Source organism: Bifidobacterium choladohabitans (genome assembly GCF_016102005.1).
GTDB lineage: Bacteria > Actinomycetota > Actinomycetes > Actinomycetales > Bifidobacteriaceae > Bombiscardovia > Bombiscardovia choladohabitans.
Window position 1 is genome coordinate 598,414 of sequence record NZ_JACFPL010000002.1, and the last position, 20,844, is coordinate 619,257.

18 protein-coding genes are annotated in these 20,844 nt (G+C 64.9%); 10 read left to right on the forward strand and 8 right to left on the reverse strand.

Features of this window, described 5'->3' with window-relative positions; translation table 11 throughout:
- Positions 1-4: 4 nt before the first annotated feature.
- Together H3S97_RS06045 and H3S97_RS06050 are read right to left on the reverse strand one after the other, a co-directional pair.
- Positions 5-484, reverse strand: a complete 480-nt coding sequence (locus H3S97_RS06045; RefSeq protein WP_198219963.1) for a 2-C-methyl-D-erythritol 2,4-cyclodiphosphate synthase — start codon at positions 482-484, stop codon at positions 5-7.
- A 14-nt stretch (positions 485-498) separates the two neighbouring features.
- A complete protein-coding gene (locus H3S97_RS06050) occupies positions 499-1,119 on the reverse strand; it encodes a CarD family transcriptional regulator (protein ID WP_198177690.1) in 621 nt (206 codons plus the stop codon).
- A gap of 223 nt (positions 1,120-1,342) precedes the next feature.
- Here H3S97_RS06050 and H3S97_RS06055 point away from each other — a divergent pair, with 223 nt between their 5' ends.
- The 4 genes from H3S97_RS06055 (at position 1,343) to H3S97_RS06070 (ending at position 5,275) form a co-directional block, all read left to right on the forward strand.
- Positions 1,343-2,086: a response regulator transcription factor gene (locus H3S97_RS06055; RefSeq protein WP_198219964.1), complete on the forward strand. Its 744-nt coding sequence runs from the start codon at positions 1,343-1,345 to the stop codon at positions 2,084-2,086.
- 9 nt (positions 2,087-2,095) lie between these two features.
- Positions 2,096-3,235, forward strand: a complete 1,140-nt coding sequence (locus H3S97_RS06060) for a sensor histidine kinase (RefSeq protein ID WP_408610431.1) — start codon at positions 2,096-2,098, stop codon at positions 3,233-3,235.
- 70 nt (positions 3,236-3,305) lie between these two features.
- On the forward strand, positions 3,306-3,926 hold the full coding sequence (locus H3S97_RS06065) for a LexA family protein (RefSeq protein WP_198219966.1): 621 nt from the start codon (positions 3,306-3,308) through the stop codon (positions 3,924-3,926).
- On the forward strand, positions 3,923-5,275 hold the full coding sequence (locus H3S97_RS06070) for a Y-family DNA polymerase (protein ID WP_198219967.1): 1,353 nt from the start codon (positions 3,923-3,925) through the stop codon (positions 5,273-5,275). Before H3S97_RS06065 ends, H3S97_RS06070 begins: the two co-directional genes overlap by 4 nt.
- On the opposite strand, the gene H3S97_RS08505 is transcribed toward H3S97_RS06070, so the two are convergent.
- Together H3S97_RS08505 and H3S97_RS06080 are read right to left on the reverse strand one after the other, a co-directional pair.
- Complete coding sequence (locus H3S97_RS08505) at positions 5,272-5,964, reverse strand: ComF family protein (protein WP_198219968.1); 693 nt, start codon at positions 5,962-5,964, stop codon at positions 5,272-5,274. The genes H3S97_RS06070 and H3S97_RS08505 overlap by 4 nt on opposite strands.
- Positions 5,965-6,139: 175 nt before the next feature.
- Positions 6,140-6,979, reverse strand: coding sequence for an HAD-IIB family hydrolase (locus H3S97_RS06080; RefSeq protein ID WP_408610432.1), 840 nt, complete (start codon positions 6,977-6,979; stop codon positions 6,140-6,142).
- Between the two features lie 65 nt (positions 6,980-7,044).
- Here H3S97_RS06080 and H3S97_RS06085 point away from each other — a divergent pair, with 65 nt between their 5' ends.
- Complete coding sequence (locus tag H3S97_RS06085; protein WP_029678500.1) at positions 7,045-7,479, forward strand: metallopeptidase family protein; 435 nt, start codon at positions 7,045-7,047, stop codon at positions 7,477-7,479.
- A gap of 10 nt (positions 7,480-7,489) precedes the next feature.
- Here the strand turns inward: H3S97_RS06085 and H3S97_RS06090 are convergent, their stop codons facing one another.
- Genes H3S97_RS06090 through H3S97_RS06100 form a run of 3 tightly spaced genes read right to left on the reverse strand, consistent with a single transcriptional unit; the run spans position 7,490 to position 12,466 of the window.
- On the reverse strand, positions 7,490-9,013 hold the full coding sequence (locus H3S97_RS06090) for a DUF5719 family protein (protein WP_198219969.1): 1,524 nt from the start codon (positions 9,011-9,013) through the stop codon (positions 7,490-7,492).
- Positions 9,010-12,150, reverse strand: coding sequence for a glycosyltransferase family 2 protein (locus tag H3S97_RS06095; RefSeq protein ID WP_198219970.1), 3,141 nt, complete (start codon positions 12,148-12,150; stop codon positions 9,010-9,012). Before H3S97_RS06095 ends, H3S97_RS06090 begins: the two co-directional genes overlap by 4 nt.
- A gap of 58 nt (positions 12,151-12,208) precedes the next feature.
- Positions 12,209-12,466 (reverse strand): WhiB family transcriptional regulator, encoded by a 258-nt coding sequence (locus H3S97_RS06100; protein ID WP_029678496.1) that lies wholly within the window; start codon positions 12,464-12,466, stop codon positions 12,209-12,211.
- Positions 12,467-12,791: 325 nt separating this feature from the next.
- Between H3S97_RS06100 and H3S97_RS06105 the strand changes: the two genes are divergently transcribed.
- The 4 genes from H3S97_RS06105 (at position 12,792) to H3S97_RS06120 (ending at position 17,999) form a co-directional block, all read left to right on the forward strand.
- Complete coding sequence (locus H3S97_RS06105; RefSeq protein ID WP_232356300.1) at positions 12,792-14,237, forward strand: LCP family protein; 1,446 nt, start codon at positions 12,792-12,794, stop codon at positions 14,235-14,237.
- Between the two features lie 73 nt (positions 14,238-14,310).
- Positions 14,311-15,591 carry an LCP family protein gene (locus tag H3S97_RS06110; RefSeq protein ID WP_232345585.1) on the forward strand — a complete coding sequence of 427 codons (1,281 nt, stop codon included), beginning with the start codon at positions 14,311-14,313 and terminating at the stop codon, positions 15,589-15,591.
- 87 nt (positions 15,592-15,678) lie between these two features.
- On the forward strand, positions 15,679-17,643 hold the full coding sequence (locus H3S97_RS06115; protein WP_198219971.1) for an FtsK/SpoIIIE domain-containing protein: 1,965 nt from the start codon (positions 15,679-15,681) through the stop codon (positions 17,641-17,643).
- Between the two features lie 77 nt (positions 17,644-17,720).
- The gene (locus H3S97_RS06120; protein ID WP_015021978.1) at positions 17,721-17,999 is read left to right on the forward strand and encodes a WhiB family transcriptional regulator; all 279 of its coding nucleotides are present in this window, start codon (positions 17,721-17,723) and stop codon (positions 17,997-17,999) included.
- A gap of 130 nt (positions 18,000-18,129) precedes the next feature.
- Here the strand turns inward: H3S97_RS06120 and H3S97_RS06125 are convergent, their stop codons facing one another.
- Positions 18,130-19,617: a sensor histidine kinase gene (locus tag H3S97_RS06125; RefSeq protein WP_198177681.1), complete on the reverse strand. Its 1,488-nt coding sequence runs from the start codon at positions 19,615-19,617 to the stop codon at positions 18,130-18,132.
- A 168-nt stretch (positions 19,618-19,785) separates the two neighbouring features.
- On the opposite strand from H3S97_RS06125, the gene trhA reads away from it, so the two are divergent.
- The gene (gene trhA, locus H3S97_RS06130) at positions 19,786-20,706 is read left to right on the forward strand and encodes a PAQR family membrane homeostasis protein TrhA (RefSeq protein ID WP_198187176.1); all 921 of its coding nucleotides are present in this window, start codon (positions 19,786-19,788) and stop codon (positions 20,704-20,706) included.
- Positions 20,707-20,844 lie beyond the last annotated feature (138 nt).

The following is a 20,844-nucleotide window of genomic DNA, read 5'->3' on the forward strand; positions in this document are numbered from 1 at the left end:
CCGGTCAGTCCACCAGGGCGGTGGCCATGACAGCGATGCCCTCGTTGTGACCGGTAAAGCCCATGCCATCAGTGGTGGTTGCTGTCAGCCGAACCGGTGCGCCAACAGCCTGGCTCATAGCCTGCTGGGCCAGGTGACGACGGGAGGAAATTCTGGGACGCTGTCCGACGATGATCAGGGAGGCGTTGAGCAGCCTGCGACCGTGTTCATGCAGGCAGTCCATGGTCTTCTCCAGCATGTCCGCCCCATGCATGCCCGCTCCGGGGGACTGTGATCCCAGGCCGAACAAGGTGCCGATGTCGCCCAGGTCGGCGGCTGACAGGATGGCATCAATCAGGGCATGGGCGGCCGCATCGCCGTCAGAATCGCCCAGCAGGCCGGGGGTTCCGTCATTCCAGGACAGGCAGGCCAGCCAGAGGCGACGCCCGCCGGTCGGGTCGAAGCGATGGGCGTCAAAGCCCAGTCCGACGCTTGGATGGCCCATGACCGGATCCGGCCTCAGCGCTTGGCCTTGGTCTTGCCCTTGGCCTTGTTCTTGGCGGCTTCCTGGGCCACCCGTGCCAGGGTCTTGGAAGCCGGCTCCTTGGGGGACTTGGTATGGTGCTTGTCGTCGCCGGGCATGGGCTCCGCATAGCCCAGGTTGACGTCCAGCAGACGCTGGGCCTCGTCCTCGTCCAGCTTCTCGGACAGGGCGATCTCGGAGGTCAGAATCTTGCGGGCCTTGATCAGCATCCGCTTCTCGCCCGCCGAAAGTCCATGCTCGTCCACGTCACGCTGGGAGAGGTCGCGCACGACCTCGGCGATCTTGTTGACCTCGCCGGTGGCGATCTTCTCCACGTTCAGCTTGTAGCGGCGGGACCAGTTCATCTCCTTCTCCTCGACCACCGGGGTGCGAAGGATCTCGAAGACCTTGGCCACCGCCTTGGCGTCGACGATGTCCCTGACGCCCACCTTGGCCGCGTTCTCGACGGGGACGTTGATGACCAGCCCATCAGAGGAGAGCACGGAAAGCTGCAGGTACTTGCGGGTGACGCCCTTGACGGTCCGTTCGGTGATGGCATCCACCCTGGCGGCCCCATGACGCGGATAGACGACCATGTCACCGACCTTGTAACCCATATGTCCTCCAGAACGAGTCGATAAAATACCATATAATAATGTCATTGCGCATGGACTTGCCGACGGGGCTCGGAGGCGACGCGATTCTCTGCGAGCACACTTCCCCTGGAGGCTCTGAAGACTATTCTGGAAGAAACGACGGTGGTGGAACGAATGTCGGCAAGGCTCCACCCCGCATGACGAGCATCGTTTTGCGGATCAGTGATCGAAGACAGAGGTAGGCATGATCAAAAACACAAGCCGCTACACTACACCCAGCACCATCCTGGTGGTTGAGGACGAACCCACCCTGGCCACCGCCATCGCCCAACGCATCACCGCCGAAGGGTGGACGGCACGGGTGGCCTCGGACGGTGCCAGCGCCGTGCAGGCCGCATCCCAGATCAAACCCGACCTGGTCATCATGGACATCATGCTGCCCGTCATGGACGGACTGGAGGCCACCAAGCGGATCGTGGCCGAGCGGCCGGTGCCGGTGCTCATCCTGACCGCCCGGGACGACGAGGCCGACAAGGTGACCGGTCTGGGCGCCGGGGCCGACGACTATATGACCAAGCCCTTCTCCATGCGCGAGCTGATCGCCCGCTGCAAGGCCCTTCTGCGCCGGGTGGAGCGGGCCAAGGTCATCGCCAAGAACTCCGAGAACGAGAAGGTGCTGGACTTCGGATCCCTGGTCATCGACCCGGCCCAGCGCATCGTGACCCTGCGCGGGGAGCAGATCCACCTGACCCCCACCGAATTCGACCTGCTGGCCACGCTGGCCCGTCGGCCCAAGTCCGTGCTCACCCGCGAGAAGCTGCTGGAGGAGGTCTGGGACTGGGTGGATGCCTCGGGCACCAGGACGGTGGACTCCCACGTCAAGGCCCTGCGCCACAAGCTGGGTTCACAGATGATCCGCACCGTGCACGGAGTGGGCTACGCCTTCGAACCGCCCGAGGACCAGGAGCAGGAGAAAGATCAGCGGTAGCGACCGCGGATGTACGCCATGAACAAGGACGGCAAAAGCCGACGCAAGGGGCCCGGTCTGAGTGCGCGGGTGGACCGCGAACGGCCCATCGGATCCTTCGCCTCACTGAAGGTGGAGCTGAGCGTCCTGATCATCATCTCCACAGCCATCGCCTTCGTCATGGCCTGGTTCCTGCTGAAAATGGGCTGGAGCGGCTGGATCGCCATGCCGCTGACCCTGGTGGTGGCCCTGGGGATCACCTACTTCTTTTCCCGAGGGCTCACCGCCCCCCTGCGGCAGATGCGGGATGCGGCCGAAGCCATGGCCGACGGGGACTATACGGTCCGGGTCCACGCCACCACGACCAGCCATGACGAGGTGGGGCTCCTGGCCCAGTCCTTCAACGAGATGGCCGAGGAGCTCCAGCATGCCGACCAGATGCGCCGGGACATGGTGGCCAATGTCAGCCACGAGCTGCGCACCCCCGTCTCGGCCCTGCAGGCCATGGTGGAGAACATGGCGGACGGGGTGACCGAGCCCACGCCAGCCAACCTGGAGGGGATTCTGGAACAGACCCACCGGCTGTCCGACCTGATCGCCTTCCTGCTGGACCTGTCGCGGATGGAGGCCGGTGCCGCCAGCCTGCAGATCGAGGACTTCGACTTCGGGGATTTCATCGACGAGACCCTTCAGCCCCTGGCCATAGCCGACGCCGGGCACGCCCACGACATCCAGGTTGATCTGGAGAAGGGTCTGAGGATGGAGGGCGACCAGGACCGGCTGCGCCAGCTCTTCACCAACGTCATCAGCAATGCACTGAAGCACTCGGCCGACGGCACCACGGTGCTGATCCAGGCCCACGAGGACCGGCAGCAGGAGGCCATAGTCACCAACGTAGTCAACTTCGGCTCGCAGATACCCCCCGAGGCCCGTACCGACATCTTCCGGCGCTTCGTCAAGGGCAAGGCCGGGCCTGGTACGGAGTCCGGCGGCACCGGGCTGGGGCTGTCCATCGCCCGCTGGGCGGCCCAGCTGCATGGAGGCCAGGTACAGGTGGTGGACGATCCGCGCGGAGCGGACTTCGAGATCACCCTGCCCAGATATCACCGCGAACCCGACGAGGACGAGGGGAACGGGAGCCGCTCCGGCGGTTCCGACGCGCCGCATTGACGGGGAGGCGCACTTCGGCTCATAATGAAATCGAACATTTGTTCGAATGCCATCGAGTTCGAGGTGTGCCATGGTCGCTACCATTCATGGGTCGCCGGATGCGGCCCCTGCTTCCCTGCCGGAGTGCCGGGTCAATGCCCTGAGCCTCTTCCGAGGACACCCCAGCCCTGTCCCCCAGGCCCTGGAGGCCGTCCACGCCGGCTTCCCCTCAGTGGCCCAGGACTACTTCAGCGGCGACTTCAGCTTCGACCAGAACGTCATCGTCCACCCCGACTCCACCTTCATCATCCATGTGGCCGGCGATTCCATGACCGGCGCCGGCATCTTCGATGGGGACCTGCTGGTGGTCGACCGTTCCCTGGAGCCGCGCGAAGGGGACATCGTCATCGCCATCCTGGACGACGAGCTGCTGGTCAAGCGTCTGGCCAGGCGCAAGGGAAGGACCATGCTGCGGGCCGAAAACCCCGCCTACCCCGACTTCATGCCCCAGGAGGGCGAGGAACTGGTCATCTGGGGGGTGGTCATCGGCAACTACCACTGGCAGCGGGTGGATACCAAAGGCGAATCCCGGAGCGGCTCTCCCCTGCCTCAGGTCACCTATCCCGGACACACCCCGCACGGACGCGGGCGCACGACGGGAGGTCAAGGCCGGAGGCCCGTCTACCCTTCCACGGGCTGGGGCTCGGCATGAACGCGCAGAGACCGGCCGATCCTGCAGCCGGGACCGCTCTGACCAGTCAGGTGGTCCTGGCTGATGCCAACTCTTTCTTTGCCTCCTGCGAGGCTGTCTTCGACCCCTCCCTGGCTGACCGCCCGGTGGTCGTGCTGTCCAATAACGACGGCTGCGTGGTGGCCCGCAACCGCCCGGCCAAGGCCCTGGGCATCACCAACGGCACACCCTGGTTCACCATTCGCGAACGGGCCCTGCAGGACGGGGTGGTGGCCCGCAGTTCCAACTATGAGCTCTACGCCAGTCTCTCCAGGCGCATGATGGCCATCATGGCCCATTTCCTGCCCAACCAGGAGGTCTACTCCATCGACGAGTGCTTCATGGACAGCATCTGGAACGACAAACGCACCGTCGAAATCTGCCGGGAGCTGCGCGCCGCGGTCCTGCGATCGACCGGCATCCCCGTCAGTGTGGGTGTGGCGCCCACCAAGACCCTGGCCAAGGTGGCCAACCACTGGGCCAAGGACCATCCCTCGACCGAAGGGATAACCCTCTGGAGCCAAGTAGAGGCCCAGTACGGCGATCAGGCTCTGGCATCAGTGCCCGTCGACCAGGTCTGGGGGGTGGGCCGACGGCTGACCGGCAGGCTCATGGGCATGGGCATCACCACCGCCCTGGACCTGCGCGATGCCGACCCCTCACTGATCCGTCACCGGTTCTCCGTCATGCTGCAGCGCACCGTGCTGGAATTGAGGGGACGGCCCTGCATCGAGCCCGAGACGGATGCCGCCAGGGGCGTGCGCACCAATCAGATTCTGTGCTCGCGCATGTTCTCCCACCCCATCGAGGGCTACGCCACCCTGGCCCAGGCATTGAGCATCTACGCCCAGAAGGCCTGCCGCCGCCTGCGTCGGCAGCATGGTCTGTGCGGAAAAGTGCAGGTCTTCTGTTCCACCAGCCCTTATGCACCCCAGCAGTTCTGCGCAGCCAGCAGGACCGTCGTCCTGGAGGATCCCAGCGACGATCCCCTGGTCATCGCCGGCGCAGCAAGCCGGGCGCTCAAGGGCCGTGTGGATCCGCACGCCCGCTGGATCCGGGCCGGGGTGGTTCTACTGGACCTGACCGATGCTGACCACTTCCACACCCTGGAAGGTCTGGACGCAGCCCGGGACACCCATGGCCTGGGGGACGTCCTGGAGGATGCCACCCGCCGTTTCGGTCCCTTCCGGGTAGGCGTAGGCTACGGTGGCATCCGCGGCCAGGGCCGGGGCGATGAGGATACGGGTGCCGACTGGGCCATGAACCGGGGCATGCTCTCACCCCGGTCCACCACCCGCTGGGATGAGATGGCCGTGGCCCAGGCCCGCTAGAGATCCTCGTGACCTGGAGGAACGGCCGCCAGAGCCAGGGCGGCCAAGGGCAGGGCGCCTGCGGCCTCCAGGGCACGAGCGCACTGGCGGATGGTGGATCCCGTGGTGATGATGTCGTCCACCACCAGGACAGGAAGGCCGACCAACCGCGATGAATCCGCAACTGTAATCCGGCCTGCCAGCCGACGCGAACGGTTCCGGCGGCCGCCCGCCTGGACAGACTTGGTTCTCACGGAGTCCATGATCAGTGCCGGCTCCGCCCGGGCGTCCAGACCCTGCCGCTGCAGGGCCTGGACCAGAGACAAAAGGATCGGCTGCAGATGAACCCTCCCCCGCCTCCGCAAGGAGGCAGCCGAGGAGGGGGCGGGAACCACCAGAATCGCCTTCGCGGGCTTGGACCGGAGCAGGGGATCGATCAGCCTGGACAGGACCGGAGCCAGTTCGGCCATGACCTGGCCCAAGGGTCCATCCAAGGGCCGGTTGTCATGGTCCTTCCATGCCAGAATGATTCGCCGGACGGGTCCGCGATATGGAGCGCATGCCAGGGCCAGACCAAGGGCATAGGCGGGCGCAGGCACCCACAAGGGCCGGAAGAGCAGAGATCTGCAAGAGGAGCAGAGCAGAAAGTCAGGGCGATCGCAGCCGGCACAGGCCCGAGGAGCCAGCAGGTCCAGGGCCGAGCTGGTCACGGCTGAGGCAACAGCACAAACCGCCTGTCGGAGTCGGACGGATGCCAATGAAAGGTTGCGCATATAACCCAGCCAACCCTCAAGTGCAGAGGATAGGCAAGCAGGGGAAGGCCATGTGCATGAACGTGCCAGCTGTTCACAGAATCGCTGTTCACAGAATTGTCTGCAGACAGGTTCAGGCCAGGTCAGCCTCCAAGGCCCGGATCAGGTCCAGTGCATCGGCCGGATTGTGCACACGCAGAGCCATGGCCCCGGCCTCAGCTGCCGGATAGTCGTTGCCGTCCGGATCCATCCGGTCGCCCACGAAGGCGATCTGGCCGACTTCCACGCCCAGTATCCTGGCCAGGGAGGTCATGGCATAGGCCTTGTCGATGCCCTTGGCTGAGATGTCCACGCTGGTGGAGCCGCCGGAGCGCACCTGCAGGTGGGGCAGATCGGCGGCCACGGCCCGGGCCAGGGCATCCTTGCGGCTGTTGTCGGGATCCCAGGCCTCCTTGGCTTCCACGGGCGCCTGCTGACCCAGGGCGGAGAAGGTTATCTGGCTGCCGCGATCCTCGATGCGAGGCCCCCAGACCTGATCCTCCCAGTCGCCCAGCTGCTTGGCCCTGCGCTCCAGACTGGCCTCGGCGGCCTGCCGGTCCTGGGCACTCAGGTCGTGCGCGTAGACGCAATTCCAGCTTCCGTCCTGCCATCGGTAGTAGCGGGTGCCGCTGGTGGGCATCAGATGCAGCTGATCGAAACGGGTATCGTCGGGCAGGGCATCCAGCACCTGGTCGCGGAACTGGCTGAACCGTCCGCCTGAGACGATGGCCACAGGCCGCAGCCGGGTCAGGGCGGCGAAATGGACGGCCATGGTCTGGTCCATGCGGGTCTTGGACAGCGCCAGGGTGTTGTCCAGATCGAAGGCCAGCACCCGTGCCCGTGCGCAGATGGACCCTATGTCCTGGCTGCCCCACCAGGCCACGTTCATCGCACCGTCCTCCGCCATGATTGCTCCCATCCGCTTGTCGATCATCGCTCCATGCTACAAGACACCCTGAATCGAAACTGCCACCGAGTTGAGGGGCTATGGTGAGTGTCATGATCAACGATCAGCCGCCTTGGGCCCGCACCGTCTACCGGGACAGCCATGGCCGGGGGATTCGTCGGCCCACATTCGGCACCCGCCTGCCCCGGTATCGCACCAGATGCGGAATCTTCGACGATCTGACCGCAGCCCAGATCCGGCGGCTGGGCGCCGGCTGGCCTCAGCTGGTCAAACCTGTCCAATTCGCGGTCGAGGATGTGCCACCCTCCGACCCCACACCCTGGGAGGACCGGTCCGACCTCTTCTCACGCAGTTTCCCGGCAGGACGTGGCATCCCCGCCAGGATTGTCCTGTACCGGATGCCAATCCAAAGCAAGACCCGGGACCGCACCGAGCTGGAGCTGATCATCCGCGACGAGCTGGTCCTGCAGCTGGCAGACCTCTACGGGCGCGACCCCGAGGAGATCGACCCCATGTGGGGACGCTGAGGGCCGAATCTCAGGGCAGGACGGTGGAGTCGGGGCCGGAGCGGATCACGGTGGTGGTGGGCATGAGCCCGTCAGAGACCATGACCGCCAGACCGGCCAGGCCAGCCTGGTTGACCGCGTCCACACTCAGGCGGGCGTTCCAGATCAGCCGTGAGGAGCCATGCCCAGATTCCTCATTCAGCCGCACGGCGGCCACCTGATCGCCCAGATCGTGAGTCGAAAGCTCGCTGGCTCGACCCGCCTCAACAGTCAGTGAGCGCTCTTCCAATTTGTTGCCCTTGTCATCGAATCCAACCAGTTCGGCCTTGACCGGATTCGCCGATGGGTTGACCAGGGTCAGCGCAGCCTGGGCAGGCTGGGATATGGTCAGGGCCGAGGATGCTGCAGCAGTCCCCGCAGGAATCAGAGCCAGGTCGGACTGCGACTGGTCCTGACTGCCCTGGCCGGTCACCTGCAGGACCGCTCGCACAGGCCGGTCGGCATGCACGTGCAGAGCCAGCTTGCCATCGGGCACGCCGCCAAGATCCACCGCCGTGGCCTGAGAACCCTCCAGATCCACCCGTCGCAGGGATTGCTGACCGCCTTCATCCACCCAGGACAGGTCCACCGCCGTGGCATGGGAGCCCTGAAGAAGCAGGGTGGCCTGGTCAGCACCTCGTAGGCCGGCAATGACCAGATCACGGCCGGGAGCCGGCAAGGCAGTCATCTGATCCGACCCGCGTGGATCAAGCCCCGACATGACATTGACGGAGACCGACATGGCCACCGGGGCCTGGGAGCTGCGAGCCCGGACGTAAATGGCCTGCTGGCCAGGAGCCGCCGCAGACAGATCGTATGAGGCATGGCCGCCGGGAGCCACGGTCATGGTCTTCCCTGTCTCCAGGGACAAATGGCCCGAGGAGTGCGAACCCTGGACCTCAATACTGATCACCGTGGCTTTGGATGACGGATTGTAGGCCACCAGCCGTTGGGTGGTCCCTCTGCTGGTGGCGGGCAGCAGGAAGTCCGCATTCATGACGGCCCGGGGGCAGGCCAGCGCCTGAATCCCCCTAAGATCGCCCTTGGTGGCCCATGAGACCATGCCGACGGCAGCCCCTGTGCCCGGCTGGGACTTGAGCATCCGGGAATCGAAGGCTGTTGCCGAGGCACCGGGATCGAGCGATGCGGCCATGGCCTTCTGCCCGTCCAAGAGATCAGGATCAGTCACCGTGGTGCGTTGCCCACCCCCCATTGGAGTCAGGCTGGAACCGCCGATGGATCCGAAGGCGGCAGCAGTGACACGTGAGCTCAGATCGCCCTCCGATGCCTTGAACTGGTCATCGCCGACCTTGTCCTCGTCCGCTACCGCCAGGCGGGCCGGACAGTAGGCCGCCACCTCCCGCTGGCTGACCCGGCTGGCTACGACAGTCGAGCCCTTGGCCCCATCGGCCAGGGAGGCAGGAGGCGTCCAGATCAGCAGCGCTGCAATCAAAACCGCCACCAGGGGTGCCGTGACCAGAGCGGCCACCAGGGATCCCTTGCTTCGTCCACTCATAATTGCTCCCCTCCGAAATAGCCCGGACGCGGCAGCGCCACCAGGCAGTATCCCAGCAGGATCAGACCCAGGGTCCACAGCCAGACCCTCCTCCAGGTGCTGGCCTCTGCTTGATCGACCCCGGCCATATCAACGCCCACATCCTTGCCGGACTGCGAGCTCAAACGGAAATAGGTTCCCTGGGCGTTGGCCACCACCAGCTGCGCGCCATCGCTGGCAGTGATGTTGGATACCAGGTCATCGTTGGGCGTGGACCCCAAGCCCGCTGCCCCGGAACGGTCGACGGGCACGTAGATTCCGCCGAAGCCCAGGTCGGTCACCGCGGCTACGGCCTTGGAGTCGGCATTGGCCATCAGAGACGCCGCCGAATGCGAGAGGACATCCTCGCCGGTCATCCGCCCGCCGTTCACCCGCTGGGCACGCAGGGCAGGCGAGGCATCGATCAGATCCCCTCGTGAAGTGTGCAGACCGGTGTAGGCCACGCGGCCATGGGAGGGCGAGGTCAGCACCAGCACCCGGTGGGATGGATCCTTGTCAAGGTAGTCCACCGCGACTGCCGGAAGCTGTCGGCCGTCAGCCGACAGGGGCCCGCCGGCAGGCGCAGCCAGACCGGCCACCGCCACGCCTGCAGTGACCAGGGTCAGGAGCAGGCCCAGGAGGAGCCTTAAAACCCTTCCGCCACCACCGACTGCAACCGCTGACGTCGGGGATGACTGCGCAGGAGGCAGGGGCGGACGATCGGCATCGTTGTCGGGGGCCTGGTCATGCCCGGGAGCAAGGGGCGAGAAGGGACGGACGGCCCTGCCTGCCAGGAGGCCCAGACAGGTCAGCAACCCCATGAAGGCCATCATCACACCGGGCAGGACCGAACCAGCCACTGGACCTGTTTCATCCAGACCTGTGCAGACCGCCTGCGAGACCAGCGCCAGGACCAGACCCAGCAGTACCGTGATCCACAGAATCCTGGCCGCCTTGAGCGCCCGAGGCACAACCAGGGCAACAAAGGCCAGCAGGGCAACCGCCAGCAGACAGCAGACCAGCGTGGCCGGCCGCCAGAGTTCAGCCCGCCACCTGATAGGCCACAGGGCCGAAGTATCCAGGCCCAGCAGGCGGGCCAGCAACTCCCCGAGGCTCCCGGTTCGAGGCTGGCCAGTCAGGTCTGCCGAAGGAACCATCAGGTCTGCGAAAAGCTGCCTCCAAAGCCCATCCTTGGCATGATGCAGGGAGTTGACCAGGGTGGGCGCCAGGGCCAGCACCGAAGGCAGGGGCATCAGCAGCAACATGATCCGATGGGAGGGCACCAGGCAGATCGCCATGATGAAGAGCGGAATCATGGCCAGTATGAGCTGAGGTTCGGCTGCCAGGACCGGCAGAAAGCAGATGGAGGCCAGAGCCGCCTGCTGCACCGAAGCCTTGGGGTGCACGGGAGCCTCGGTCTGATACAGCCCCACGGCCTTGAAAACGAAGGCAAAGGCAGCGGGCATGAAGGCCATGACCGTCAGCATGGGCAGCTGCAGACCATCCACCATGCCCAGGGCGAATGCCAGGCTAGCCCAGAGCAGCCCCAGCAGGACGCGGATGGGATTGGACCTGGTGACCACGCCGACCAGCGCCCAGAAAGACAGAGCGGCCAGTCCCGTCTCTGCCAGGAGCATCAGGGCCATGGCCTGGGCCACATGACCGCCGGTGAGCAGCGCGAAGGGCAGAAGGACCAGAAGGAAGGGGGCAGGAACTGCGGGCTGTCCCACGCCCCCGGCCCAGGACCAGGAGGTGGTTGCCGCCTCCAGCAGGCGGGACCAGTCGGCTCCCGACGAGGGCAGGGAGGGCGCATGGATGGCCCCTCCTGAGAAGATGGCACGACACAGGGGCCAGTGGGTGGCCACCAGGGCCACCAAGACCGCCAGGGTCATGCCTGTCGCCCAGGCCAGGCGACGCAGAAACTGCTGGCGCAGATGGGCCAGGGCCAGGTGGCTGAGCATGGGATGCTCCTGCTGGTCGCGGAAGGCCTGCCTGCGCTGCCGCCACTGCCGGATCTGCTGACCGTTGGCCTGAAGAACGTCCAATCGACGGGGACCGCCATGGCAGGCGGAAGTCAGACGGCGACGCATGGTCAGCAAGGCTGCAGGACGAGCCAGGATCCGCCAGGGCGCACACAGACGGCAGAGGGCCCTGTAGGGCCGCTTGCCGATAAGATCAACGGCCGTGAACCACAGTGCCGCCAGGACCTGCCAGAGCCAGACCAGCAGCCACCAGGGCAGGGCAAAATCGGTCAGCAGGTAACGCTCCCGAGCCAGTATGGGGCCCATGGAGGCATCCAAGCGGTGGTCGGGCTGCACCGGCCGTCCATTCCGGTCGCGCAATCCGCTCAACCGGGCGCCGGCATGGGCCATCCGGGCGCCGGGCGCCACCACCACACGTCCGCCTGACAGGCAGATGCGGCGGCAGAGATCGTCGGCCTGGCCGAAAGTGCCGGCCCAGGCACCCGGTCCGCCCAGGTCCTTCATGGTCTGCATGGGCACCAGGGCGCCGGCCAGGCTCACCGCGAAGACATCCTGGCGCGCGTCATACTGCTCCTGATCGGGCTCACTGTCCACTACCAGGCCAACCGTCCGGTGACGGTAGGCATACCGACCCACGTCCCGCAGGCCCTCGCCCTGCCAGTCGTACTGCTTGGCGCCCAACAGGGAGGCGGTGGGATTGCTGTGCCAGGTGTCCACCAGCTTGTCCAGGCAATGATTGTCCAATGGACGGCAGTCGTCGTGCAGAAGCCAGAGTGCGCGAACCCGACCAGGCAGACGGGCATAGCCAAGCGCCTTGTCCACGGCATCGCCGAAGGAGGAGGCACCCCGGGCGCGAACCACCTGCACCTCCATCCGCGCGGGCCCCTCCACCGGGAACTGCGCATAGAGAGGCTCCACAGTGGTCCCCGAGCAGTCCGCGATGATCAGAAGGCGCGGCAAGAGGCTCTGTCGCATGAGGGCACGCAGGGTGTCAGGCAGGTAGGTCAGGTCATGCTCGACGGTGATTACCGCCGCCACCGCATCCTCTACATGAGGGCTGGCGGCAGGCGAACATTCGTTCATGACTGCAGAGAGTACCTGCCGGACATCCTGGGCTTGAGGCGCGACGAAACTCATGCGTTCCAGTCTACGCAATCCAGGTCACCGGATGCCTCGCTCGGGCACCTGCGGCGATTCAGACCTGACGCTGCGCGCGCATCCTCTTCTTGTAACGGCGGCGCTCCCGTTCGCTCATGCCGCCCCAGATGCCAAAGCGCTCGTCGTGTTCGACCGCCCAGTCCAGGCACTGCTTGCGGACGGTGCAGTCGGCGCAGACCCGTTTGGCCTCCTGGGTGGAGCCTCCCTTGCCCGGGAAGAACGCCTCCGGGTCGGTCTGTGCACAGAGCGCCTCGCTCCGCCAGGATGGTCCGATGTTGACCTCGAACCATTGCATCAGCGGCGTCAGCCTGTTTTTAGTTGTATTGCTGTATCGAGTGTCTACAAAACCACTCATAGCGACCCCCCAGTCCCTAGTGTGTTTACACACTTTTATTACAGACACTGCCGGGGTCTTCTGTCAACCCCTAAATGCCTGCAAGCGCAACTAAGCGACACGTTGAGGGATTCGTATCGCCCCAAGAGGAGCTGCGGATGGGGGTCAGACTATACTATGACTGGTTCAAGCACGCGCCAGCGCCATCCTGGTTCTTCCCGCCGGAATGGCCCCTACAGCGACAGCCGATGAGGAAGGCATACCATTGACGTCCCCAACCAGAAAGATGGGTCTGCCCAACATCAAGGCGGGCAGGAACGGCAAACCCCAGCACAGCGACGGGTTCCGCAGCAGCCACTCCCTGCGCACGGGCATCTGTCTGGCCCTCACCTTCGTTCTTTGCTTCCTGGCCTCGACCGTGGCAGCCTTCTGGACAGACATCAATGGGCATATGCACGTGCTCGAGCCCATCAACCTGACCCAAGCCCACAAGGCCCCGGAAGACATCTACAAGGGCAAGACCCTGAACGTCCTGGTACTGGGCCAGGACACCCGCGACGGCAAGGGCAATTCGGAGGTGGGCGGCAGCGGGGACGGCCTGGAGGAGAACCACCAGTCCGACACGGCCATGGTGGTCCAGATCGCCGCCGACCGCTCCTACGTGAACGTGGTCTCCATCCCCAGGGACTCCATTGTGAACGCCCCGGCCTGCGTCACCAGCAAGGGCGAGACCATCCCGGCCCGCCGACAGGTCATGTTCAACTCCATCTTCGCTGAGGGCTACAACCAAGGCGGCGATGCGAATTCGGCCGCCAGCTGCTCCCTTGCTGCGGTCCGCTCCCTGACCGGCCTGGACATCCAGCAGTTCGTGGTGGCCGACTTCAACGGATTCAAATCCATCATCGACGCCCTGGGCGGGGTCGACGTATGCATCCCCAAGGACACCAAGGACAGCTACACCGGCATTGATCTGAAGCGCGGCCTGCACCATCTGGACGGGACCCAGGCCACCGAGTACGCCCGCATGCGCCATGGCACCGGCGCCGACGGATCGGACATCATGCGCACCACCCGCCAGCAGTACCTGATCAAGAGCCTGGTCAACGAGGCCAAGAACGTCGACATTTATTCAGACCTTCCCAAGGCCTACCGCCTGGCCACCACCTCCATGTCCACCCTGCAGCTGAGCGAGGGCCTGGGCAGCTTCCAGACCCTGCTGGGCCTGGGCAACTCACTCAAACATATCGACACCGCCCACATCTACGCCCGGACCATTCCGGTCAAGGAATGGTCCCAGGACCGGTATCGGGTGGTATGGACCGAGCAGGCCGAAACCATCTGGCGCCTGCTTCGCCAGGGCAAGCCCTTGACCCAGGCCAATGAGGAGGCCGCGGAGGCCTCCCTGCCAAGCACCTCCTCGTCAGCCGCCTCCTCGCCTGATAATCAGACCCAAGGCACCCAAAGGGAGCAGGGCAGGACTCAAAACCGGAGCAGGAGCTCTGAAACCCGGTCCTCCACCCAGACCCCCTCTGCCTCCGCCACTGCCCTGCCCGATCCGGATCCGCGCACAGGACTGATTACCATGCCCAATAAGACCCTGATTGATCCGAGCACAGGCGGAATCGTCGATCCGAACGACGGGACCATCAAGGACGCGAACACCGGACAGTACATCGGCATGGCCGACCGCTATCTGTTCGCCACGGTCTGTGCGGTTCCGGCGCAGAGATAGCCGTTCAGATCCCTCGGGTCGTTCAGGCATGCTATTGCTTGCCTAGTCGGTCAAAGCTATGGAGGTTGAAGGCATGCGGACTGGTTCAGACCAAGGCGGACAAGAGCAGGAGCCACCCAGCTTCATGCCCTCCAGACATCGTCGTCCCGAAACCGCTGCCAGCGCTCCCGCCGCCCCGGCCAGGCACAGCCGCAGACAGCAGGAACCTCCCAGCTTCTCGCCCTCCTCAAGGGGCGCACAGCCGGCGCAAGTCGGCAGGCCCCGAGCAGCCAGACGCACCAGCGGCTCCTCGCGGACCACGCCCATGCCAGCCGCCCAGGCAGCTCCCAGCGGGAATGGCTGGGGCAATGGCGGCAACCGAGGCCATCGGGTCAACCGTGGTCTGCGGTCCGGCAATGCCCTGGTACGCAAGCATCCAGTGCGCAGGTTCATAGGCATACTGCTCCTGGTCATCCTGATGGCCTTGGTCGTACTGGCAGGAGGCGGATGGTTCTGGATCAATGCCAGGCTCAACCGCGAGCAAATGCTGACGGACGCCCCAGGCTCCGGGGCCACCACCTGGCTGCTGCTGGGGTCGGACCAGCGTGACGGCTCCCCCGGGGCCGGCCAGGACACCAGCATCACCGGTTTCCGGACCGACACCATACTGGTGCTGACCAAGCCCCGGCACGGAGCTGCTTCACTGATTTCAGTCCCCCGCGACTCCCTGGTCAAAGAGGACGGGAGATACATGAAAATCAACGCCGTGGCCTACACCTCGGGCTACCGGTCCCTGACCAGCCAGATCGAGGACATCACGGGCCATAAGGTCGACCATGTGGCTCTGATCCGCTTCGGAGGCCTGAGCAAGGTGGTCGATGCCATGGGTGGCGTCAATCTCTGCTATGATGCCGATGTCAACGATCCCAGATCAGGCATGGTATGGTCCAAGGGCTGTCATCAGGCCGATGGCGGCATGGCCCTGGCCTTCACCCGCATGCGCTACTCGGATCCCAAGGGTGACTTCGGGCGGGCCGAGCGGCAGCGTCAAGCCATCTCGGCTATCACCTCCAAGGCCCTGCAGCCTTCGGTCCTGCTCAATCCCGTCACGGCCGGCAAGGTCCTTTCGGCAGGTCTGGATTCCCTGGTGGTGGATGAGCGGGCCAACGCCATAGATCTGGTGCACATGGTCCTGGCCTTCCGCAGCGCCAGCGGCCCAAAGGGCGTCACCGGAAGCCTGTATTGGACCAACCCCAACTACTTCCCCAACAGGCGCGTCGGCTCCACCGTTCTGTTGGATCAGGCCCGCAACACCGAGCTGTTCGACCAGTTGGTCCAGGGCAGTCACGAGCCGGGCACCGTCGGGGGCGTCTGACCGCCCAATTCGGCAGGCGCCATCCACATTCGACCACATGCCAGGTTCGCCCTGGCATTAAGGCACCGGTCCTTTCATGCTGGAAGCATGACCAAGGCCCATTCGATAGCAACTGCGCCCCCCTCATCGGGGGCGGTCGGCCCCGAGCCTTCGACCGAGACCGAGGATGGCAATCCACGCTCTGCCAACACGGGTAGGTTCCAGGTCATTCTGACCCTGGTTGCCCAGACGGCTCCGGCCCTAGCCCAGGCGGGCATGATCTGGTACGTGGTCGGCCAGGGCCGTTGGATGCTGCTCCTCCTGCTGCTGCCCAGCCTGACCGGCACCCTGGCCATGGTGCTTTTGAGCCTGCTGCGAGCGCATCGCCAGCCATTGACTGCACCTTCTGCCCGCGCGCAATTGGGATACGGCGCAGCATCGGATCGCGCATCCCTATCTACGACCACAGAGGACCGGACCCGGCAGGACTTGACGGAGCTGGCTGCTGACCCAGGCCCTCGGCTTGAGTCCCGGCTGTCAGGATCAGGGGCCTCGGGAGCACATGGTCAGCTCTGGCAGGGCATCGTCCATGCCTGGCTTTCAACATCAGGTTCTGCAGCCCCGGCAGTCATTGGTATCCGTCCTGATCACGGTCCGCTGACCATCGATCTGCCACGCGACGGACCCCACGCCCTGGTGGCAGGCACCACCGGATCAGGCAAATCGGTTTTTCTGCAGACCTGGTGTCTGGCCCTGGCCGCCAGCCAGCCGCCGGACCGGCTCAACCTGGTCCTGCTGGACTTCAAGGGTGGTGCCGGTTTCGGCCTGCTGGCCCGACTACCGCACACCGTGGGCTGCGTGACCAATCTGGATCTGGACCGGGCCGTGCGCGCGCTGAACGGCCTTCAGAGGGAGCTGGAACGCCGCCAGCGCCTGGTTGCCAGGGCAGGGGTCGAGGACGCTGCCCTGATGGCCGACCCACCAGCGCGCCTGGTGGTGGTCATCGACGAATTCCAGGCCCTGCGCCAACTCCTGCCCGACTATCTGGACAGGCTGACCTCGCTGGCCTCCCAGGGCAGGTCCCTGGGTATGAACCTGGTGGCCTGCACCCAGCAGACCATGGGGCAGGTCAGCGCCCAGATGCGGGCCAACATGAACCTGGGAATCTGCCTGCGGGTACGTGACCCCCTGCAGTCCAGGGAGCTGCTTGGGTCCTCCTGCGCCACGGCGATCGACCCGGCCTGTCCAGGTTTGGGCTTCCTGGAGCAGGGCCGGGGCCCCCAGGCCTTCCGTACCTGCCCAGCGGCTGATCCGCAGGCCCTGGTGGAACAGATCATCAAAGCCGGTCGCTTCTGCGGCTGCCGTCCACCGGCACCACTCTTCTCCCCTCCCCTGTCCGAGCACGATCCGGCCTGTGGAAAGATCCTCTGGCGGTCAGGACGGCCCCTGATACCCCTGGGGCATATGGATGACGGGGTCCTGCTCCACCTCTATCGCCTGCCGCTCAAAGGACATACGGCCCTGATCGGACCACCAGGACGAGGCAAGAGCACCCTACTGGCCCTGCTGGCTCGTTCCCTGCTCCCCCTAATGCAGCCGGGGGCCCGACCAGAGCCCTGCTTCGACCTGCGTATCACGCGTCGGACAGGCCATGGCTACAGCAGCCGGGACTTCCCAGGTCCGGTGCCGGCACCGCCTCATGACCGTCAAAATAGCAACCTTGGCAACCGTAGGCTGGTCTGGATCCTTGACGATGCCCAGGATCTGCTGGATCCGCTCTGCCGAGATCCTCTGGCCCCGCTTCTGCAGGAGGCTCTGGGGCAGGAGGGAACCACCGTGGTCCTGGCTGTGGATACGGCCAATGCCCTGCGCAGACCGGAGCGTTTCAGCCGCCGTCTGGTGTTCCCCTGTGGCGAACGGGGGGCCGACCTGGCAGCTGGCATCCCCGCCGATCAGCTGGCCACCCTATCCACCCGGGTCAGCGCCATTCCTGGACGGTGTCTGATCCTGGAGGCAGGTCTCGCCATTCCGCTACAGGTGTTCTCTTTAGCCGTAAAACGAATGAACCCTTGAAAAAAGTCACTCATCGTGCTTATCTTGCATAGGGTAGTGATAAAGCACCGATAAAAACTTCTTGGAGGCTTAGGTAGATGAGTAATGCGTTCGATTGGCGCGCCAAGGCTGCTTGCCGAGACAAGGACCCTGAGCTGTTCTTCCCCGTCGGCAACACAGGTGCAGCCTATCAGCAGATCGAGGAGGCCAAGGCTGTCTGCCGGACCTGCAAGGTCATCGACGCCTGTCTGAAGTGCGCCTTGGACACCAATCAGGATTACGGCGTCTGGGGCGGACTGAGCGAGGACGAACGCAGGGCTCTGAAGCGCCGGGCCATGCGTGCACGCAGGTCCCAGGCCATGCAGATGCAGTCCTGAATCTTCTTGATTGCGCCAAACAGCAGAGGGGCGATGGCTCGATGCCATCGCCCCCTTCTTTTTTTCCGAAAAGCACTCCTCGCAAAAGGAGTCCGGACTGTAAGGTGTACGGGTTGCAAGATGCCCGGTATCACACGTCCTGGGCAACGCGCAGCTTGATGTTGATGACCACCCGGGTGCCGCCATCCCGGCGGGGCTCCCACTTGACCGTGCCGCCGAAGTCGTTGGTGACGAAGGTGTTGATGATCTGCGTGCCCAGTCCGGACCCGGTGGAACGAGCCTGGCCCTGATCCGACTCCGTGCTGTAGCCGTTGCCGTCATCCTCGACCACGACATTGAGGTTGTTGCCGCCCCGGCCTACCGATATGGTGATATGCCCCTCGTCACGGCCCTCAAAGCCGTGTTCGACAGCGTTGTTGACCAGCTCGGTCAGCACCAGGGACAGTGGCGTGGCATCCTGGGCGGGCATCATTCCGAACTTGCCCACGTAGGAGATGGTGATGTGCTGGTCGCTGGTGGTGGCCAGGTCCACGCTCATCTTCAGCAGGTTGGCGATCACCTTGTCGAAGTCCACAATCTCGTCGGCGGTCTGACTGAGGCCCTCGTGAACCACGGCGATGGTCTGGACGCGGCGCTGGGCCTCCTCGAGCTCCTTGCGGACCTCGTCGGACTTGGTCCGCCTGGCCTGCAGCCGCAGCAGGGCCGACACGGCCTGGAGGTTGTTCTTGACCCGGTGGTGAATCTCGGAGATGGTGGCATCCTTGGTCTGTAACTCCTTCTCCCGGCGGCGCAGCTCGGTCACGTCCCGGCAGAGCACGATGGCGCCCGTCCTTCCCTGCTTGCCGTACAGGGGCAGGGAGCGCATGGAGACGGCCGACCCGTTGGCGTCCAGCTCCGAGTCCACAGCCGCCTTGCCCGACAGGACCAGCGGCAGGGAGTCGGGCACCGGATCGTTCTCCTTGAGCAGGGAGGTGCCGATCTCGCTCAGATACTGGCCGATCATGGTCTCCACCGAGCCAAGCCTGCGGAAGCAGCTGATGGCGTTGGGCGAAGCGTAACGCACCACGCCGCTTGCCGTCAGCACAAAGAAGCCGTCGGCCACCCTGGCGTTGTGCCGCTGGTTGAGCACCGAATCCGCATAGGGGAACTCGCCGCGGGTGATCATCTCGAAGAGTTCCTTGCCCGCGTTGATGCTCTCGCTCTCGTAGCGACCGTTGGACTCGCGGGTGGCCATGTTGGTCTCGCGGACCACCAGGCCCAGGGTTTTGCCCTGGTGGCGGATGGGAGCGTAGACATCGCAGACCGTGGCGCGGCCGATGGTGCGCAGCTTGTTGGACCGCAGCACACCCTTGGACCGCATGGCTGCTTCCAGCTCCTCACGTTGGTCCGCCGGGAAGTGCTCCCCCACCACATCCTCGGTGCGCAGGGACATGACCGTAGAGGGCCGGCACTGCTCGGCCACGGTGAACTCCCCTTCACCCGTGCGCAGCAGGAGCAGCAGGTCGGCAAAACTCAGATCGGCGATGACCTGCCAGTCGGCCACCAGGTGGTGGAGCCACTCGCGGTCCTCCTCATTGCAGTCGTCACAGGATGCCAGAATCTCGGAAAAATCAGCCATGCACTCCATCATACAAAGGGCCCTCGGAAGCAGACAGGCGGGTCATGCCAAGGGCGATGATGACATGCGCGCCCAATACATAGGTCTGGGGTAGGGTGGTTCACGGATGTTTCGCCCCGGCGACCGGACCCGACAGGCCCGGACCAGCCAAGGGGCCAAGGGAGGGCCATGGCAACCAGGACCAGCGAGAACGGCGGATCGCCCGAGAATCAGGAGGTCGATCCCGATCTCGAACGCCGCCGCCAGCAGCGCCGCCAGGAGCTGACCTACCTGCGCCGGGACGCGGAGGTGGCCCACGAGGCCCATCTGCAGGCCAGGGCCGACGCTGTGCGCGCCAAGGCCAAGGCCAAGGCTGCACGGATCATGACCAAGGCGGAGATCAAGGCTTCGCGGATCGAGGGCATCCCCGACATGGAAATCGAGCGCAAGGTCCGTCTGGACGTGCACGGACGCCCCAAGCCACTACTGCGCGGCTGGATCCACGCCGTGGCCGCCCCCCTGGCCCTGGCCGCCGGCATTGTGCTGATCTGCCTGGCCCACGGCACTGGGCTCAAGCTGGCCTGTGCGGTCTTCATGGTCGCCTCGCTGGCCCTCTTCGGCAACTCCGCCCTCTACCATCTGGGCGACTGGACCCCGGGGACCACGGACGTGCTGCGCCGCCTGGACCACGTCAACATCTTTCTGCTCATCGCCGGCACCTACACGCCGATCTCCTTCGCGCTGGACCCCTTCTGGCGGCGGATCATCATCCTGGGCATGTGGGGGGCCAGCCTGGTGGCCATGATCGTCCACGTCTTCTGGATCGATGCTCCCCGCTGGCTCTACACCCTGGTCTACGTGGTCTTCGGGGTTTCGGGTGTAGGCTTCCTGAAGCTCTTCTGGGACTCCCCCATGGCCGGTCCGCCGGTGGTTTGGCTGATTGTGGCCGGCGGCCTGGCCTACATCCTGGGGGCGATTGTCTACGGTCTGCGACGGCCGGACCCCTGGCCACGGGTATTCGGCTTCCACGAGATCTTCCACTGCGGCACGGTCATCGGCTACGCCTGCCACATCGTGGCCATCTACCTGGTGGTCTGCAACCTACGCTGAGCAGATTGGCAGCCTGACGGTCTTTTCATCAGACACCACCCAACTGAGATCGGGGGCTATAGGAACTAAACGCGTTGTTTATGTTGGGGGTTTGGCCTTGTGGCTGTAAGCGTGTTGGGTGGTTGTTAATAGGTCGGG

What these genes read in the sequence shown, in the direction of transcription:
- H3S97_RS06120 (WP_015021978.1), top strand. Translation starts at nt 17,721, where the DNA reads ATGAGTAATGCGTTCGATTGGCGCGCCAAGGCTGCTTGCCGAGACAAG.
- H3S97_RS06095 (WP_198219970.1), bottom strand. Translation starts at nt 12,150, where the DNA reads ATGAGTTTCGTCGCGCCTCAAGCCCAGGATGTCCGGCAGGTACTCTCT.
- H3S97_RS06115 (WP_198219971.1), top strand. Translation starts at nt 15,679, where the DNA reads ATGACCAAGGCCCATTCGATAGCAACTGCGCCCCCCTCATCGGGGGCG.
- H3S97_RS06045 (WP_198219963.1), bottom strand. Translation starts at nt 484, where the DNA reads ATGGGCCATCCAAGCGTCGGACTGGGCTTTGACGCCCATCGCTTCGAC.
- H3S97_RS06070 (WP_198219967.1), top strand. Translation starts at nt 3,923, where the DNA reads ATGAACGCGCAGAGACCGGCCGATCCTGCAGCCGGGACCGCTCTGACC.
- trhA (WP_198187176.1), top strand. Translation starts at nt 19,786, where the DNA reads ATGGCAACCAGGACCAGCGAGAACGGCGGATCGCCCGAGAATCAGGAG.
- H3S97_RS06125 (WP_198177681.1), bottom strand. Translation starts at nt 19,617, where the DNA reads ATGGCTGATTTTTCCGAGATTCTGGCATCCTGTGACGACTGCAATGAG.
- H3S97_RS06090 (WP_198219969.1), bottom strand. Translation starts at nt 9,013, where the DNA reads ATGAGTGGACGAAGCAAGGGATCCCTGGTGGCCGCTCTGGTCACGGCA.
- H3S97_RS06105 (WP_232356300.1), top strand. Translation starts at nt 12,792, where the DNA reads ATGGGTCTGCCCAACATCAAGGCGGGCAGGAACGGCAAACCCCAGCAC.
- H3S97_RS06060 (WP_408610431.1), top strand. Translation starts at nt 2,096, where the DNA reads ATGTACGCCATGAACAAGGACGGCAAAAGCCGACGCAAGGGGCCCGGT.
- H3S97_RS06100 (WP_029678496.1), bottom strand. Translation starts at nt 12,466, where the DNA reads ATGCAATGGTTCGAGGTCAACATCGGACCATCCTGGCGGAGCGAGGCG.
- H3S97_RS06065 (WP_198219966.1), top strand. Translation starts at nt 3,306, where the DNA reads ATGGTCGCTACCATTCATGGGTCGCCGGATGCGGCCCCTGCTTCCCTG.
- H3S97_RS06110 (WP_232345585.1), top strand. Translation starts at nt 14,311, where the DNA reads ATGCGGACTGGTTCAGACCAAGGCGGACAAGAGCAGGAGCCACCCAGC.
- H3S97_RS06080 (WP_408610432.1), bottom strand. Translation starts at nt 6,979, where the DNA reads ATGATCGACAAGCGGATGGGAGCAATCATGGCGGAGGACGGTGCGATG.
- H3S97_RS06050 (WP_198177690.1), bottom strand. Translation starts at nt 1,119, where the DNA reads ATGGGTTACAAGGTCGGTGACATGGTCGTCTATCCGCGTCATGGGGCC.
- H3S97_RS06085 (WP_029678500.1), top strand. Translation starts at nt 7,045, where the DNA reads ATGATCAACGATCAGCCGCCTTGGGCCCGCACCGTCTACCGGGACAGC.
- H3S97_RS06055 (WP_198219964.1), top strand. Translation starts at nt 1,343, where the DNA reads ATGATCAAAAACACAAGCCGCTACACTACACCCAGCACCATCCTGGTG.